Source organism: Rhizobium sp. AAP116 (assembly GCF_001295785.1).
In the GTDB taxonomy this organism is placed as follows: Bacteria; Pseudomonadota; Alphaproteobacteria; order Rhizobiales; family Rhizobiaceae; genus Allorhizobium.
In genome coordinates this window covers 38,327-53,199 of the sequence record NZ_LJIB01000030.1, presented here as the reverse complement: position 1 = coordinate 53,199, position 14,873 = coordinate 38,327, and the positions used below count along the sequence as shown (strand labels likewise).

The window sequence follows — 14,873 nt, the reverse complement described above, 5'->3', positions numbered from 1 at the left end:
CCTGAAACGATGCTGCAGTGCCAAAAACGCGGTATCCGGTTAACCTTTGCTCAAACTCCCGAAGACAAGCTCGCCGATGGAACTGCATGAGGCGGCTCCTTTCCTTCGATCCTGCGCGATGACCTCGCGGGATTTCGGCCTTCCCGAGGGTCTCATGAGTTTTATTGATCGTCTCCTGCAAAGTCGCAGGATCGTCACCAAAGTTTTGCTTTTTGTTGTTCCTCTCGTTCTGCTCATGGCCGGTGTCGGCCTCCTGGGCTATTGGACTGCGACCACCCTCAACGGGCATATGACCGTCACGCGTGCCACGATCGGCAATATCAGTGATCTGGAAAAGCTGCAGCAGGGCCTGCAGGAGTTCAGCCTCGATCCGACAGAGGAGAGCAGGGCAGCTCTTCTTTCGGCCATCGACAGCCAGGACAGGGGGCTCGGCGTGCTGAATGGCGTGCTCGCCAAGCAGGCTCAGACCGTCGACCTGTCGGCACTGACGCAGTTGCCGGCCCAGATGCGGGCTCAGACTTCAACCTTGTGGGACAACAAGACCGCGCGCGAGGAACTGGATTCTGGCCTGAACGCGGCCGTTGCCGCCTTGCAGGCGGAGGGCCAGCAGATCGTCAAGCAGGTCGATTTCGTCCGCGACGATCTTGCCGGCAAGGAGCGCTTCGCCAAGGAATTGCTGTTCGACGCCTCCGCCTTCAAGTCGCTGCTTGATCGTCTCGGCAAATTGCGTGTCGGCGTGCAGATGGCCTTCACACCGGAAGAACAGCTCGACGAAGCGAAACTCTATCTCGCTCCGATGCAGAAGGATCTGGCCAAGGCGAACGAGATCGCCTCCGAAAAGGGCAAAGTCCTTGTTGGCGAGGTTGGTGCCGCAATCGGCAAGATCGAAACGATCCTTGCCCAATCCAACCCGGTTGATGCCAAGGCCCGGGAACTCGGCCTTGTGCTGTCCGAACTCGTTGAGATCGAGCAGAAGATCACGTTGCAGGCCGCCAAGAACAGCGATGTCGCCGCCGACCGTTTCGTCAGCCTCGACAGACTCGTTGCCGAGCAGAAGGAACTGATGGCCCTCGTCGATACCGCAGCACTCGGAGTGGCGACCATCGAGTTGCGGGTGCAGCAGATGCTGGGTTCGCTCGACGACGACCGCCGCATCGTCGTCATCCGCGAAATGGACGCTCTTCAATCTGTCGCCGGCCGGATCTCTGAACTTGGCGCCAAGAACAGTGCACTGCGCGACTTCCCCCAAAAGATTGCACCGCATCTGGCGGCAATCACGGAGATGTCCCAGGCTAGGCTCGACGCCGGGCGTAGCTGGCAGAACGAGCGACTGGCCGCCAATGCGGCCGTTTCTGCCGCCATGGAATCGCTGCGAAATTTCGTCGCCCAAGCCCAGGAAATCGGCCGCGAGGACAGCGAACGGTCGGCGACGATTTCCGTGATCACCATGGTTGTCGGGACGCTGCTTGCGATCATCGGCGGTCTGATGCTTGTCGAGACACTGCGTGCGCCGCTCAAGCGGATCACCGGCGTGATGTCGCGACTGGCGAGTGGCGACCTGTCTGTCCCGATCGAGGGCCGCAATCGCGGCGACGAAATCGGCGATATGGTGCGATCGGTCACCGTTTTCCGTGATGCGGCGCTCGAAAACCGGCGACTGGAAGAAGAGGCTGAAGCTGCGCGCACGCGCTCGGAGCAGGAAAGCGCGCAGCGTGCCCAGGACCGGGCCCGCGTCGAGGCCGACCAGCGGTCGGCGCTCGAAGCGCTGTCCTCGGTGCTTGAGGCACTTGCCAACGGCCAGCTCAACGTCTCCATGCGTGACGACCTGCCGGCCGATTTCGTCGCAATGGCCTCGACATACAACCAGGCGGTCGAAGCACTGCGTGCGACGCTCGAAGAGGTTCGTGCGGCAAGCGTCGACATCAATGCCGGTACGGAGAACCTTGCTGTCTCCGCCGATGATCTTGCACGCCGGACCGAACAGCAGGCCGCGGCGCTTGAGGAAAGCGTACGGGCGCTCTCGCATCTGAGCGATGTCGTACGCTCGACGGCCGACGGGGCAGGGCGCACCGCACAATCCGTGCAGTCGGCCCGCGATCACGCGCGCCAGTCCGGCGTGGTGGTCAAGAAGGCGGTGGAGGCCATGGCTGAAATCAGCCGTTCCTCTGAGAAGATCTCGACCATCATCGGCGTCATCGACGAGATTGCCTTTCAGACGAATCTGCTGGCACTGAATGCGGGTGTCGAAGCGGCTCGGGCCGGCGAGGCTGGTCGTGGCTTTGCTGTCGTCGCGCAGGAAGTGCGTGACCTTGCTCAGCGCTGCGCCAATGCGGCGAAGGAGATCAAGACGCTGATCTCCGTCAGCGGCAATCAGGTCAAGTCGGGTGTCGAACTCGTCGAGAACACCGGTGTCGCGCTGCAGTCGATCATCGATCAGGTCGAAGAGGTACAGTCACTCGTCGAACGCATTTCGGCTGCGACCCGCGAGCAGTCGACCGGCATCAGCGAGGTGACGTCCGCCGTGCGTGATGTCGAGCTGATTACCCAGCAGAATGCCGCCATGGTCGAGGAAAACAATGCCGAGATCCAAGGCCTGCGTCAGCGGGTCGATATCCTGATGCACAAGATCTCGCGCTTCCGCACCGATACTGAGCGCGCTGCGCCACAGGCCTATCGCCGCTCGGCGTAACTGTGAAGAGCAAGCCGGCGGCACTCAGCCGCCGGTGACGCTCATGTGGCGGGCCACCGCTGGTTTGCGGTGGTCGCGATCGATGATGAAGTCGTGGCCCTTGGGCTTGCGCGAAATCGCTTCGTCGATCGCGGCCGACAGATAGGCATCGTCGTCGGAGGCGCGCAGTGCGGTACGCAGGTCTGCGGCATCATCCTGACCGAGGCACATGTAGAGCGTGCCGGTGCAGGTCAGCCGGACACGGTTGCAGCTTTCGCAGAAATTGTGGGTGAGCGGCGTGATGAAGCCGAGGCGCCCGCCGGTTTCCTTCACCTCGACATAACGGGCGGGGCCGCCGGTGCGGTAGGGAATTTCGTCGAGGGTAAACTGTTCTTCGAGCCTCTGACGCACGAGGGAGAGCGGCAGATACTGGTCTGTCCGGTCTTCGCCGGTCTCGCCCATGGGCATGGTCTCGATCAGCGTCAGATCCATGCCTTCGCCATGGGCGAAGCGCAGCAGCTCCGGAATCCCGTGTTCATTGAAATCCTTCAAAGCGACAGCGTTGAGTTTGATGCCGATGCCGGCGGCCTGGGCCGCGCGAATGCCTTCAAGCACCTTGTCGAGTTCGCCCCAGCGGGTGATTTCCTTGAATTTTGCAGGATCAAGCGTGTCAATGGACACGTTGATGCGGCGAACCCCGCAATCCGCAAGCTCTGCGGCATGGCGGGCGAGCTGCGAGCCGTTGGTGGTGAGGGTCAGTTCGTCCAGACCGCTGCCGAGATGGCGGGAGAGGCCGCGTACGAGATGCATGATGTTCTTGCGCACCAGCGGTTCGCCGCCTGTCAGGCGTAGCTTGCGCACGCCCTTGGCGATGAAGGCGGAACAGAGCCGGTCGAGCTCTTCCAGTGTCAGGAGATCCTTCTTCGGCAGGAAGGTCATGTTCTCCGCCATGCAATAGGTGCAGCGGAAATCACATCGATCCGTGACGGAGACGCGCAAGTAGGTAACCGACCGGCCAAAGGGGTCGATCATCGGGCTTGCTTGGTCAACGAGCGGTTCTGCATGGCGCCAATCGGCGGGGCTATGATCCAAAAAACTCTCCCGGGTGTTTGGATCAATGTGGTGCCAAGCCTTGCAGGCGTCAAGTTGACACCGGCCCGTTGCATCAATTCGGATTGCAAACGGAGCGGGATCGACCTAGGTCTGCGCCAACTGCCTGGAACACTGCGAGGACTGCATGACCGAGATCTGGCCGACCGAACTGAAGGTGTCCAAGGACAGGCGCCTGCTGACCGTGAGCTTCAATGACGGCGTAGTCGCCGCTCTTCCTGCCGAGATGCTGCGCGTGCTGTCTCCCTCGGCAGAAGTCCAGGGTCATGGTCCAGGCCAGAAAGTCACCGTGCCGGGCAAGCGCAATGTCGCAATCCGGCAGATGGTGCCGACAGGCAATTATGCCGTTCGCATCGCCTTTGACGACGGCCATGATACCGGCATCTTCACCTGGAACTATCTGCGCGAACTCGGTGAGATCGGCGGCGAAAAGTTCGCGGCTTACGAACAGGAACTGGCAGAGAAGAAACTCAGCCGCGATCCTCGCTGAGGTCAGGATCGACCAGAACGTCGGACGAGAGCATGCGCTGGATCAGGAGGTCCATCGTCTCTGCGAGGCGTTGGCAGTCGTCGAGCGGCGTTGCAGACAGTGTCCGCTCGATGAGCTCCGTCTGGATCTGCATCGCCTTCTCGCTCAGGCTCCGGCCCTCTTCCGTCAGGAAAAGTCTCAGCACTCGCTTGTCCCGTTGGTCGGCCCTGCGCTCGAGAAGCCCGCGCTTTTCCATCTGCGGCAACAGCATGCTCATATTGGAGCGACCAACCAGAAGCTTGCGGGCGAGTTCCTGCTGGGAAATCCCCTCGAACCGGTAGAGATTGACCAGGATATCGAGGTGCGGTGGCTTGATGTCGAGCGGAGCGAGCGCGCGTGCGAGTGCCTGCTGCATCAGCTGGCAGGCGCGCGCCACCGATATCCAACTGCGAAAACGAGGATGGTCCCAGGGGAAGGCTTGCTTTTCGTTCATTCTTGTACTTTATTGTTCAGCATTGAACATTATGATGGGATTCTGACTATGCCATCCTTTCCTCTCAAGGTCACCCGCCTGGCTTTCGCGCAGCTGGAGAAGGTCTCGCCGACCGTTGCCGGCCGGATTGCCTTCGAGCTTTTCTGTCGAACCCCGAGCCGCCGCCCGAAAGGCGAAAAGGCACGGCAGGTCTTCATCGCCGGACGCAGTCGGCTGCGTCAGGCCTCGACCGTTCGTCTGGCACTGACGCGCGGCATGGCCGCCGCCCACCATCTCAGTTCGCAGTCGGGGAGCGGTTCTGCCCCAAGGTTTCTTGTGGTCCACGGCTGGGGCTCGCGTGCGGAGTATCTCTCCGAAATGGCGCTCGGATTGCGTGAAACGGGTGCCGAAGTGGTGGTCCTTGACCTGCCGGGGCACGGTGCGTCCAGCGGCCGCCGGCTCGACCTCAAGATTGCGGCCGAAGCCATCGTTGCCGCCGAGCGCCATTTCGGGCGGTTCGATGGCGTCGTTGGCCACTCCTTCGGTGGTGCCGCCGTCATGATGGCGGCAGGGCGCGTGTTTCCGGAACTGCAGCCGCTAAATGCGCCCAGGATCGCGCTGATCGGCTCACCTTCCAGCATGGGCGAGGTGTTCAACGGTTTTGCTTCCATGGTGGGGCTTGGGCGTGGCAGCGTCGGCGCCATGCGCAATCGGGCCATGGATCTGGTCGGCGCGCAGGTCGAAGATCTTGATGGTGTCGCGGTCGCACGACGCATCGATCGGCCGCTGCTCGTGGTGCATGCCGAAGACGACAAAGAGGTCAATGTCGGCCATGCGCAGCGCTATATCGGCGTGTCGCCGCATGTGCGTCATCTCTGGGCCAATGGCCACGGACATCGAAGGATCGTCAGCGCGCCGGAGGTCATCGCCGCGGTTGCCTCCTTCCTCGCCGGCGCGGAGGGCATGTCGAGGGTCGGGGACCGCAAGGTGTCATAGAGCCGTCATTGCTCTTGCCTAACCCGAGGCTGCCGCTAGGCTCGGCAGTCGGAGTGAGGAGTTCGGCATGACAGTGATAACGACGGTCGAGGACTTGAAGGCGATTTATGGCGAGGCAGGAGAGGCCTCGACCTCCAAGGTGACTGCCTCTTTGACCTCGGCTTACAGGACGATGATCGAGCGCTCGCCCTTCGTGGCGCTGGCGACCGTCGGTCCGGAGGGCCTTGATTGCTCGCCCCGCGGCGATCGCGGCGCGGTGGTGCGGATAGAAGACGACCGGACGCTCGCGCTTCCGGACTGGCGCGGCAATAATCGCGTGGATTCGCTTTTGAACATCGTGCGGGACCCTCGCATTGCACTGATGTTTCTCATTCCGGGCTCGGACAGTGTCATGCGGATCAACGGCCGGGCTGTGGTTTCGGTCGCGCCCGAACTTCTGGAAAGCTTTGAGATGGATGGACGCCATCCGCGAAGCGTCGTCGTTGTGACGATCGAGGAGGTATACTTCCAGTGTGCGCGGGCCGTGATGCGGGCGGAATTGTGGAATGTCGAAAGGCAGGTCGCGGCGAACGATCTGCCGACGCCTGGTGACATGCTGAAGGCTGCAAAACAGGACTTCGATCGCGATACCTATGACCGTGAATGGCCTGAGCGGGCTGCGAAGACGATGTGGTGATCTCCGGAAGGGATCACCGTTTGTAGATCAGCCAGCTCTTGGTGAAGTCCTTCTTCATCCCGTCTTCATAGGGCTTCGTCCGGTTCCTGCCGGCATTCTTGGCGCAGTAGAGGGCGATGTCGGACTTCGCGTAAAGTTCGCCGGCATCTTCAGCATCGGCGGCCATGGCGAACCCGAGCGATATGGTGATCGGGCCGTAATTGACGCCGGTCTTGGAGTTCTTGAACGGCGTCGTTTCAAGCGCAATGCGGACGCGTTCGCAGGTCTGGAAGATTTCCTCTGCGGTGTTGCCCTCGATGATGATCGCGAACTCTTCGCCACCTGTGCGGGCGACGAAGCAGTCCTTGCGGACATTGCTGCGGATCACGGTGGCAACTGTTGCGAGGATCTTGTCGCCGACCGGATGGCCGTAGGCGTCGTTGACCTTCTTGAAGTTATCGATGTCGGCGAGCACGAGAGCCGCCAGCGGTCTGGCATCGCTCGTGTAGACGGCGGCGAGCTTTTCGTCGAAGGCGCGACGATTGGCAATGCGCGTCAGGGAATCGGTGTTGGCAATTCGCTTGTATTCGTCGAGTTCGCGACGGACTTCGTCCATCTCCTTCGACCGTTCAGACATCTGCACGACGGTTTGTTCGCCATGCGCCATGGTCGAGCCTGTGGCTTCCGTCAGGATGTTGATGGCGCTGCGCAGGATGTCGGTGCTGTTCGTGCTCTTCGAGTTGATCCGGTGATAGGTTTCGCCGAGGAGCCGGTTGTAGCTTTGCAGTGATGTCTGTTCCTGCTGCAGCAGGCGCAATAGTCCATCCAGCTCGCCGATCAGCTTCGAATGGGCGTTCTCGATGGCGCGGCCCTGATGGTTGCCGAAATACTGCTCTCCGAGCGCGTCGAGCTCGTCCTGCGTGGCGCGGCTACCGAGTGCTGCCAGCTCGCGGGTGAGAGACGGATTGGAGCCGATATAGGCTTCATAGAACAGTTCATAATTGCGCGGGATCGGGGCGACCCCCATCGAGCGCATTGCGTATGTTATCTGTGCCGCAACGTCAGGTACCTGCGTCTTTGGCGGTGTTGCCGTGCTCATTCGGCCAACTCCAATTGTGGTCACTCGAGACATTCAAGGGTCCAAAGATTCAATTAGCGGCAAATGATTTGAAAATGTTTAATCTTCTCGCCATGAGAAGTGACGGGCGCGAAATGAGCGCTTAGCGCCCACTTTCACAACATCTTGTAAAACAAGCGGTAATTTACCGTTGCGGAGGTTTCCCTCCGCAACGTGCGAGCATTGTTTTCGACGAATTTCAGCCGAGATTGAATTCCTGGAAGAAATCGTTGCCCTTGTCGTCGGTGACGATGAAGGCAGGAAAGTCTTCGACTTCGATCTTCCAGACGGCTTCCATGCCAAGTTCAGGATACTCCAGTACCTCGACCTTCTTGATGCAGTCCTGGGCGAGACGGGCGGCAGGGCCGCCGATCGATCCCAGGTAGAAGCCGCCATGGGTCTTGCAGGCCTCGCGCACGGCGCGCGAACGGTTGCCCTTGGCCAGCATCACCATGGAGCCGCCGAAAGACTGGAACTGGTCGACATAACTGTCCATGCGGCCGGCGGTGGTCGGGCCGAAGGAGCCGGAGGCGTAGCCTGTCGGGGTCTTGGCCGGACCGGCATAATAAACCGGATGGTTTTTCATGTAGTCCGGCATGCCTTCGCCCTTTTCCAGGCGGTCGCGGATCTTTGAATGGGCGAGGTCACGGGCGACGATGATCGTGCCGGTCAGCGACAGGCGCGTCTTGACCGGATGCTTGGTCAATTCGGCGAGGATCGCGCTCATCGGCTGGTTGAGATCGATCTTGACGACCGACGCAGAGAGGGCGGTGTCGTCGATCTCGGGCAAGTATTTCGACGGATCTGTCTCGAGCTGCTCGATGTAGATACCGTCCCGGGTGATCTTGCCCTTGGCCTGGCGGTCGGCGGAACAGCTGACGCCGAGGCCGATCGGCAGCGACGCGCCGTGGCGGGGCAGGCGGATGACACGGACGTCATGACAGAAATACTTACCGCCGAACTGCGCGCCGACGCCCAGAGACTGGGTGAGCTTGTGGATTTCCTTTTCCATCTCCAGATCGCGGAAGGCGTGGCCGCTCTCCGAGCCTTCGGTCGGCAGGTCGTCGAGATAGCGCGCCGAGGCGAGTTTGACGGTCTTTAGCGTCATCTCGGCGGAGAGGCCGCCGATGACGATCGCCAGATGGTAGGGGGGACAGGCTGCCGTACCCAGCGTCAGGATCTTCTCCTTGAGGAAGTCGATCATCCGGTCATGGGTCAGAAGCGACGGCGTTCCCTGATAGAGGAAGGTCTTGTTGGCCGAACCGCCGCCCTTCGCCATAAATAAGAACTTGTAGGCATCCTCACCCTCTTCATAGAGGTCGATCTGGGCCGGCAGGTTGGTCTTGGTGTTCTTTTCCTCGAACATCTTGATCGGTGCGAGCTGCGAATAACGCAGGTTGCGGCGCTCATAGGCGTCACGCACGCCCTCGGCCAGTGCGGCGTAATCCCGCCCGTCCGTCCAGACGCGACGGCCCTTCTTGCCCATGACGATCGCGGTTCCTGTATCCTGGCACATCGGCAGGATACCGCCGGCTGCGATATTGGCATTCTTCAGGAGGTCAAAGGCGACGAAGCGATCATTGTCGGTTGCCTCGGGATCTTCGAGGATCGAGGCGAGCTGCTTCAGGTGGCCGGGACGCAGCAGGTGGTTGATATCCGAGAGCGCGGTTTCGGCGAGCAGGCGCAAGCCCTCGGGCTCGACCGTGAGAATTTCCTGACCCTTGAAGCTTTCGACCGACACGAAGTCGGACGTGATCTTGCGGTAGGGGGTCGTGTCTTCGCCAATTGGGAACAGATCGTCTGCCATCACGGGGCCTTTCGTGGCATCAGCTTGGAGTTTGCGGTGGTTTAAGCGTTAGCCCTTAAGATTTCAATGCGCCGAAAGCCGAAGGCTCAAGCGTTGACAGGGCGGCCGCGTATCTGAAAAACCCCGGCCCGGACACGCGTTGCGTGCGTTGGATTCGGAGGTGCATCATGGGCTTGAATGTGACGAAGGGAACGAACTGGCGCCGATCGATCGTCGTCAAGATTTTTCTGGTTTGCTTCGTCTGCATCCATATCCCGTTGATCGCGTTGCTGCTCAACTTCGGCACTGGCGCGAGTTCGAACGCGCTGTCCGTCGGCCTTGTCGTTCTGGTGGCAACACTGATCGGTACGATTGCCTGCCTTGCAACGATGTGGTGGCTGACGCTACCGCTGCGAAACCTCGCGAGCGCAATCAGCCAATACCGCGCCGGCGGCACCTTTACCGAGGAAAAGCTGAGCAAACACGGTGAAGACGAGATTTCGGTGGTCACGCGGGCCGTTTGCGGCATGGTCGGGGAGATTTCGGCACTTGCGGAGCGGGTGAACGGACAGCCGGCACTTGATCCGCTGACCGGTCTCTTGAACGCCAGCGCCGCTTACGCGGTGCCGCTACCGCACCTTCCCGGTCAAGTCGACGGTGGCATCGACATCATCGTCGTAGTCTTCGAACTGGAGACGATCGAGGCCGTGAGTGCCAGGCATGGACGCGAGGTGGCCGATCTTTCGCTTGTGGCCGTCGGCGATCTGGTGCGCCAACATTTTGCGCCTCGACAGATTGCTGCACGCATGTCGGGAACGACCTTCATGCTGCTTTTTGCCGATGACGCGCCCGCCGTGGTCCATGCCTGCTGCGAGGCCATTCGGAGAAGCGTCGAGCAACTTGAAGTCGGCCTGCTTTCTCCGGGCAGCCTCAAGCTGACCTTTGGCCTTGCTCCACGCCGGGGTGATGAAGCAATGGCCGACCTCCTGCACAGAGCGGACATGGCGCTTTTCAGAGCCAAGGATACGCTTCGCACCGGACTGGAGACATTGAAGCCCTGAAGGCGAGGGGTTCGTACCCCTCGCGTCTTGCGGACCTGATGACAGGCGTCACTGCGGTCCGATCATCAGCTCCGGCCGCACATATTGGTCGAATTCCTCGTTGGTGAGATAGCCGCCGCCGACGGCCTCCTCGCGCAGAGTGGTGCCGTTCTTGTGGGCTGTCTTGGCGATCTTGGCGCAGAGGTCGTAACCGAGCTTGCCGTTGAGCGCCGTCACCAGCATCAGCGAATTCTCGACACCCTTGCGGATGTTGTCTTCGCGGGCCTCGATGCCGACGACGCAATTGTCGGTGAAGGAGACGGCGGCGTCACCGAGCAACTGGACCGACTGCAGGAAGTTGTAGGCCATCATCGGATTGTAGACGTTGAGCTCGAAATGGCCCTGGCTGCCGGCGAAGGTGATGGCCGTCTGGTTGCCGAAGATGTGGGCGCAGACCTGGGTGAGGGCCTCCGACTGGGTCGGATTGACCTTGCCCGGCATGATCGACGAGCCGGGCTCGTTTTCCGGGAGAGCCAGTTCGCCGAGACCGGCGCGGGGACCCGAGCCGAGGAAGCGGATGTCGTTGGCTATCTTGAAGAGAGCTGCGGCGGCTGCATTGATCGCGCCATGGGCAAAGACCATGGCGTCATGGGCGGCCAGCGCTTCGAACTTGTTCGGCGCGGTGATGAAGGGCAGGCCGGTGATCTTGGAGATTTCGTCCGCCACCTTCTCGGCAAAGCCGATCGGGGCGTTCAGGCCCGTGCCAACGGCCGTGCCGCCCTGGGCGAGTTCGTAAAGGCCGGGCAGGGTGATTTCGATGCGCTTGATCGATGAGGCGACCTGAGCGGCATAACCGCCAAATTCCTGACCAAGTGTCAGAGGCGTCGCATCCTGCGTGTGCGTACGGCCGATCTTGATGATGTGCGCAAAGGCTTTCGCCTTGGCATCCAGCGCGGCGTGAAGGTGCTTGAGCGCCGGCAGCAGATGATGGACGACATGTTCTGCCGCCGCGATATGCATGGCGGTCGGATAGGTGTCGTTCGACGATTGGCTCATGTTGACATGATCGTTGGGGTGAACAGGCTTTTTCGAGCCCATCTCGCCACCCAGCATCTCGATGGCGCGGTTCGAGATCACCTCATTGGCATTCATGTTCGATTGCGTGCCGGAGCCCGTCTGCCAGACCACAAGCGGAAAGTGATCGTTGAGCTTTCCGTCGATCACCTCCTGGGCCGCGGTGACGATCGCATCGCCGAGAGCAGGATCGAGCTTTCCGAGCGCCATATTGGCGCGCGCGGCCGCCTGCTTGACGATCCCCAGCGCTCGCACGATCGGCAGCGGCTGCTTCTCCCAGCCGATCTTGAAGTTGCCGAGCGACCGCTCAGCCTGTGCGCCCCAATAGCGGTCGGAGGCGACCTCGATCGGGCCGAAAGTGTCGGTTTCTGTGCGATGGGCCATGGGTTTTCCTGCCTGTGAGATGGTGGGTCTGGCTGGTAACGGAGCGGTGCTTTGCATTTAGGGAGCGACGCATGTGATGCAAGCCGATGAACATAAGTAGACGATTTATGTCAAGTAATCTGTGGTGCCGCTCACGCATGCCTGATGTCGGGCGGCTGTGTCCTTTCCGGCACGTCTCACGACTATTTGTCCGCGGCTTGAAAGGGTTCGTCCGTCGTCTCTGTGCAGGATTTGTTAACGTCAATCAAAATTTAACGAATATTTCCATTTAGTTTGCGCTGAGGCGATGGCGGAAATCGCCGGTCGGGTCACGCAAAGTTGAGGCCGACGGGTGAACCCGCATGACATTGTCCAACTTTTCAATGAAATGCCGATCCGCTAGTGATCCGCGCATGGCCAAACGCGCCGCGAGTCCTTTTGTGACTCGGACCGGGAGATGGAACAGAGAATGACGAGAAACAGGAAATTCGCAGTCACCGCACTTCTTGCTGCGACGACTGCGGTCGGAACTCTTCCGGGCGATGCTGCCGCCACCACGCTTCTCGATCTTCTCCGGGGTGGGCCCGGACGCCAGGCAAAGGAGCAGGCAGCTCCCGCCTCGCTGGAGAGCCAGGCCCAGGGCGGCCTCGAAATGGGCGATCCCGAGCCGCTGCCGAAAATCGCCGGCCCGCGTTACTATACTTACAAGCCCGAGGCGCAGCGCGCGATCAAGATCACGCTGCCGGTGACGGAAGCGGCAGCCGGATCGACTGAAGCACCTTCCGCAGAAGTGCTTGGCGCCCGCCGTTTTCTGTCCGATGTCTCCGTCCGCGCTACGGATGAAGTCGCCAAGACCGTTGAGGCCTACTACGGCAACCCCAACAAGCCGCTGATCTGGACCAGTGAAGAAGGTATTTCCGAGCGCGGTCGCGCCATGATGTCGGCGCTCGCAAGCGCCGACACGGTCGGTCTGTCGCCGGACGATTACCTTGTGGCGATGCCGGCCGAGACCGCCGACCCGACGGATCCCGAAAAACGCCAGCGCGAACTGATGGCCTTCGAGGTTGCTCTGTCCGCCAAGGTTCTCACCTACGTCCAGGACACCACGCGCGGCCGGATCGATCCGAACAAGATCTCCGGCTACTACGATTTCAAGCGCAAGGGCGTGAACGTTGCGCCCGTGCTCGACATGCTGCGCATGAGCCCTGACGTCGCGGCCTATCTGCGCAACCGCGATCCGAAGAGCCCGCAATTCGTGGCACTGCGCGATGAACTCGCGCGACTGAAGGCTGAGGATGCTAAGGCCGATACGCAAACCATCACCATTGCGCCCGGCACGCTTCTCAAGCCCGGCCAGAGCAAGCCCGAAACGGCGCAGGTCATCGGCGCCCTGAAGCAGGTCGCTTCGGACGCGGTTCTCACGCAGCATGCTGCGACGCTGACAGCCTATACCGGGACGCCGGAATACACCCCCGAACTCGTTGCTCTGGTCGAGCAATTCCAGGAAGAGAAGGGCTTGAAGCCGGACGGCGTCGTTGGTCCTGCGACGATCCGGGCAATGACCGGTCACACCAATGCCGAGAAGATCGCCAAGCTGCAGGTCGCCATGGAGGCGATCCGTTGGCTGCCGGCCGATCTCGGTTCGCGTCACGTCTTCATCAACGCACCGGCCTTCGAGGCGACCTATGTCAACGAGGGCAAGGAGCAGCTGTCGATGCGGGTGGTTGTCGGTTCGAAGGCGAACCAGACCTATTTCTTCCAGGATCAGATCCAGACCGTCGAGTTCAACCCCTATTGGGGCGTGCCGAAGTCGATCATCGTCAACGAGATGCTGCCGAAGCTCCGGGCCGATCCGTCCTATCTCGATCGTCTCGGCTATGAGGTTTCCTATGGTGGCCGTAAAGTGGCCTCAAGCCAGGTCGACTGGAACGCCACCCATGCGGTCGATGTGCGCCAGCCGCCTGGTGGTGACAATGCGCTGGGCGAACTCAAGATCCTGTTCCCGAACGAACACGCCATCTACATGCATGATACCCCGTCGAAGAGCTACTTTAACAGGGACATGCGCGCGCTGAGCCATGGTTGTGTGCGTCTCTCCGAGCCGCGGGTCATGGCGGCAGCCGTCATGGGCACGACCGTCGAGGAGATTGGCAAGCAGATCGCATCGGGACAGAACCGCGCCGTGCAGGTGCCGGAGAAGATCCCGGTCTACGTCTCATACTTCACGGCGTGGCCGAACAAGGATGGCGTGATCGAGTACTTCGATGACGTCTATAGCCGCGACGACTTTACGGCCAAGGCGTTCAAGGCGACGACCGACGCGCGTGCGCCGCGCGTCTGAGTTTGCGATCGGATTTGTGGCATGACGGATGGCGGACCCTCGGTCCGCCATTTGCATTTTGGCCGCTTCAGCCAACCAGCTGTTCGACGAGTTCGACCGTCAGTTCGTCGAAATGGCCGATGATGCGCGAGGCGCCGAGCTCTTTCACCGGTACGTCCGAATAGCCGAAGGGCACCGCGATCGAGGGGATGTTGCCATTGCGGGCGGCCATGATGTCGTTGATGCTGTCACCGATCATCAGGACCTTGCCTGGCTGACCGCCGGCACGCTCGACCGTCGCAAGAATATGCGCCGGATCCGGTTTGCGAAAGGCGAAGGTGTCGCCGCCGGTGATCGTGGCGAAATAGGCTGTTAGTTCCAGACGCTCGAGGAGCGGGAGCGCCAGTCGCTCCATCTTGTTGGTGCAGACAGCGAGAATATAGCCAGCAGCCTTCATTCGCTCGAGTGCCTCGATCAGCCCGGGATAGGGGCGGCTCTTGCCCGGCATGCCGACTTCATAGTGGGTGATGAAGCGGTCGAGCAGGGCAGGGATCTCATCTTCTGCAATCGGTGCGCCGCGCAGGGAAAAAGCGCGCTGGATCATCACGCGCGCGCCCTGGCCGACCAGATGCGTCAGGTCCTCGTAGCTCACGGGTGCGAGATCGCGGGCCGCGATCGTGTGGTTCAGGCTTTCAACGAGATCGGGTGCGGTGTCGATCAGGGTACCGTCGAGGTCGAAAACGATGGTCGTGGTGGTCAAGCCGGCTCTCCCGAGACAATTCCAATGTGTTCGCGGGTTATGG

At 61.0% G+C, this 14,873-nt stretch carries 12 protein-coding genes; 6 read left to right on the top strand and 6 right to left on the bottom strand.

Annotation, left to right across the window (positions count from 1 at the left end):
- Positions 1-154 precede the first annotated feature (154 nt).
- Entirely contained in the window at positions 155-2,689 is a 2,535-nt protein-coding gene (locus IP85_RS17980) for a HAMP domain-containing methyl-accepting chemotaxis protein (RefSeq protein WP_054151082.1), read from the top strand.
- 24 nt (positions 2,690-2,713) lie between these two features.
- On the opposite strand, the gene moaA is transcribed toward IP85_RS17980, so the two are convergent.
- Positions 2,714-3,700, bottom strand: a complete 987-nt coding sequence (gene moaA, locus IP85_RS17975) for a GTP 3',8-cyclase MoaA (protein ID WP_245280903.1) — start codon at positions 3,698-3,700, stop codon at positions 2,714-2,716.
- A gap of 205 nt (positions 3,701-3,905) precedes the next feature.
- On the opposite strand from moaA, the gene IP85_RS17970 reads away from it, so the two are divergent.
- On the top strand, positions 3,906-4,268 hold the full coding sequence (locus tag IP85_RS17970; RefSeq protein ID WP_054151040.1) for a DUF971 domain-containing protein: 363 nt from the start codon (positions 3,906-3,908) through the stop codon (positions 4,266-4,268).
- Here the strand turns inward: IP85_RS17970 and IP85_RS17965 are convergent.
- Complete coding sequence (locus IP85_RS17965) at positions 4,249-4,740, bottom strand: MarR family transcriptional regulator (protein WP_054151039.1); 492 nt, start codon at positions 4,738-4,740, stop codon at positions 4,249-4,251. The two genes, IP85_RS17970 and IP85_RS17965, sit on opposite strands and share 20 nt — an antisense overlap.
- Positions 4,741-4,788: 48 nt before the next feature.
- Here IP85_RS17965 and IP85_RS17960 point away from each other — a divergent pair, with 48 nt between their 5' ends.
- Positions 4,789-5,715, top strand: coding sequence for an alpha/beta hydrolase (locus IP85_RS17960; protein WP_054151038.1), 927 nt, complete (start codon positions 4,789-4,791; stop codon positions 5,713-5,715).
- A gap of 67 nt (positions 5,716-5,782) precedes the next feature.
- Positions 5,783-6,391 (top strand): pyridoxamine 5'-phosphate oxidase family protein, encoded by a 609-nt coding sequence (locus IP85_RS17955; protein WP_054151037.1) that lies wholly within the window; start codon positions 5,783-5,785, stop codon positions 6,389-6,391.
- 13 nt (positions 6,392-6,404) lie between these two features.
- On the opposite strand, the gene IP85_RS17950 is transcribed toward IP85_RS17955, so the two are convergent.
- Together IP85_RS17950 and IP85_RS17945 are read right to left on the bottom strand one after the other, a co-directional pair.
- Positions 6,405-7,469 (bottom strand): GGDEF domain-containing protein, encoded by a 1,065-nt coding sequence (locus IP85_RS17950; RefSeq protein ID WP_054151036.1) that lies wholly within the window; start codon positions 7,467-7,469, stop codon positions 6,405-6,407.
- A 217-nt stretch (positions 7,470-7,686) separates the two neighbouring features.
- Positions 7,687-9,294 (bottom strand): fumarate hydratase, encoded by a 1,608-nt coding sequence (locus IP85_RS17945; protein WP_054151035.1) that lies wholly within the window; start codon positions 9,292-9,294, stop codon positions 7,687-7,689.
- A gap of 167 nt (positions 9,295-9,461) precedes the next feature.
- On the opposite strand from IP85_RS17945, the gene IP85_RS17940 reads away from it, so the two are divergent.
- A complete protein-coding gene (locus tag IP85_RS17940) occupies positions 9,462-10,334 on the top strand; it encodes a GGDEF domain-containing protein (RefSeq protein ID WP_054151034.1) in 873 nt (290 codons plus the stop codon).
- 48 nt (positions 10,335-10,382) lie between these two features.
- On the opposite strand, the gene fumC is transcribed toward IP85_RS17940, so the two are convergent.
- On the bottom strand, positions 10,383-11,771 hold the full coding sequence (gene fumC / locus IP85_RS17935) for a class II fumarate hydratase (protein ID WP_054151033.1): 1,389 nt from the start codon (positions 11,769-11,771) through the stop codon (positions 10,383-10,385).
- A 448-nt stretch (positions 11,772-12,219) separates the two neighbouring features.
- On the opposite strand from fumC, the gene IP85_RS17930 reads away from it, so the two are divergent.
- Complete coding sequence (locus IP85_RS17930) at positions 12,220-14,091, top strand: L,D-transpeptidase family protein (protein ID WP_054151032.1); 1,872 nt, start codon at positions 12,220-12,222, stop codon at positions 14,089-14,091.
- A gap of 67 nt (positions 14,092-14,158) precedes the next feature.
- Here the strand turns inward: IP85_RS17930 and IP85_RS17925 are convergent, their stop codons facing one another.
- Complete coding sequence (locus IP85_RS17925) at positions 14,159-14,830, bottom strand: HAD family hydrolase (RefSeq protein WP_054151031.1); 672 nt, start codon at positions 14,828-14,830, stop codon at positions 14,159-14,161.
- Positions 14,831-14,873 lie beyond the last annotated feature (43 nt).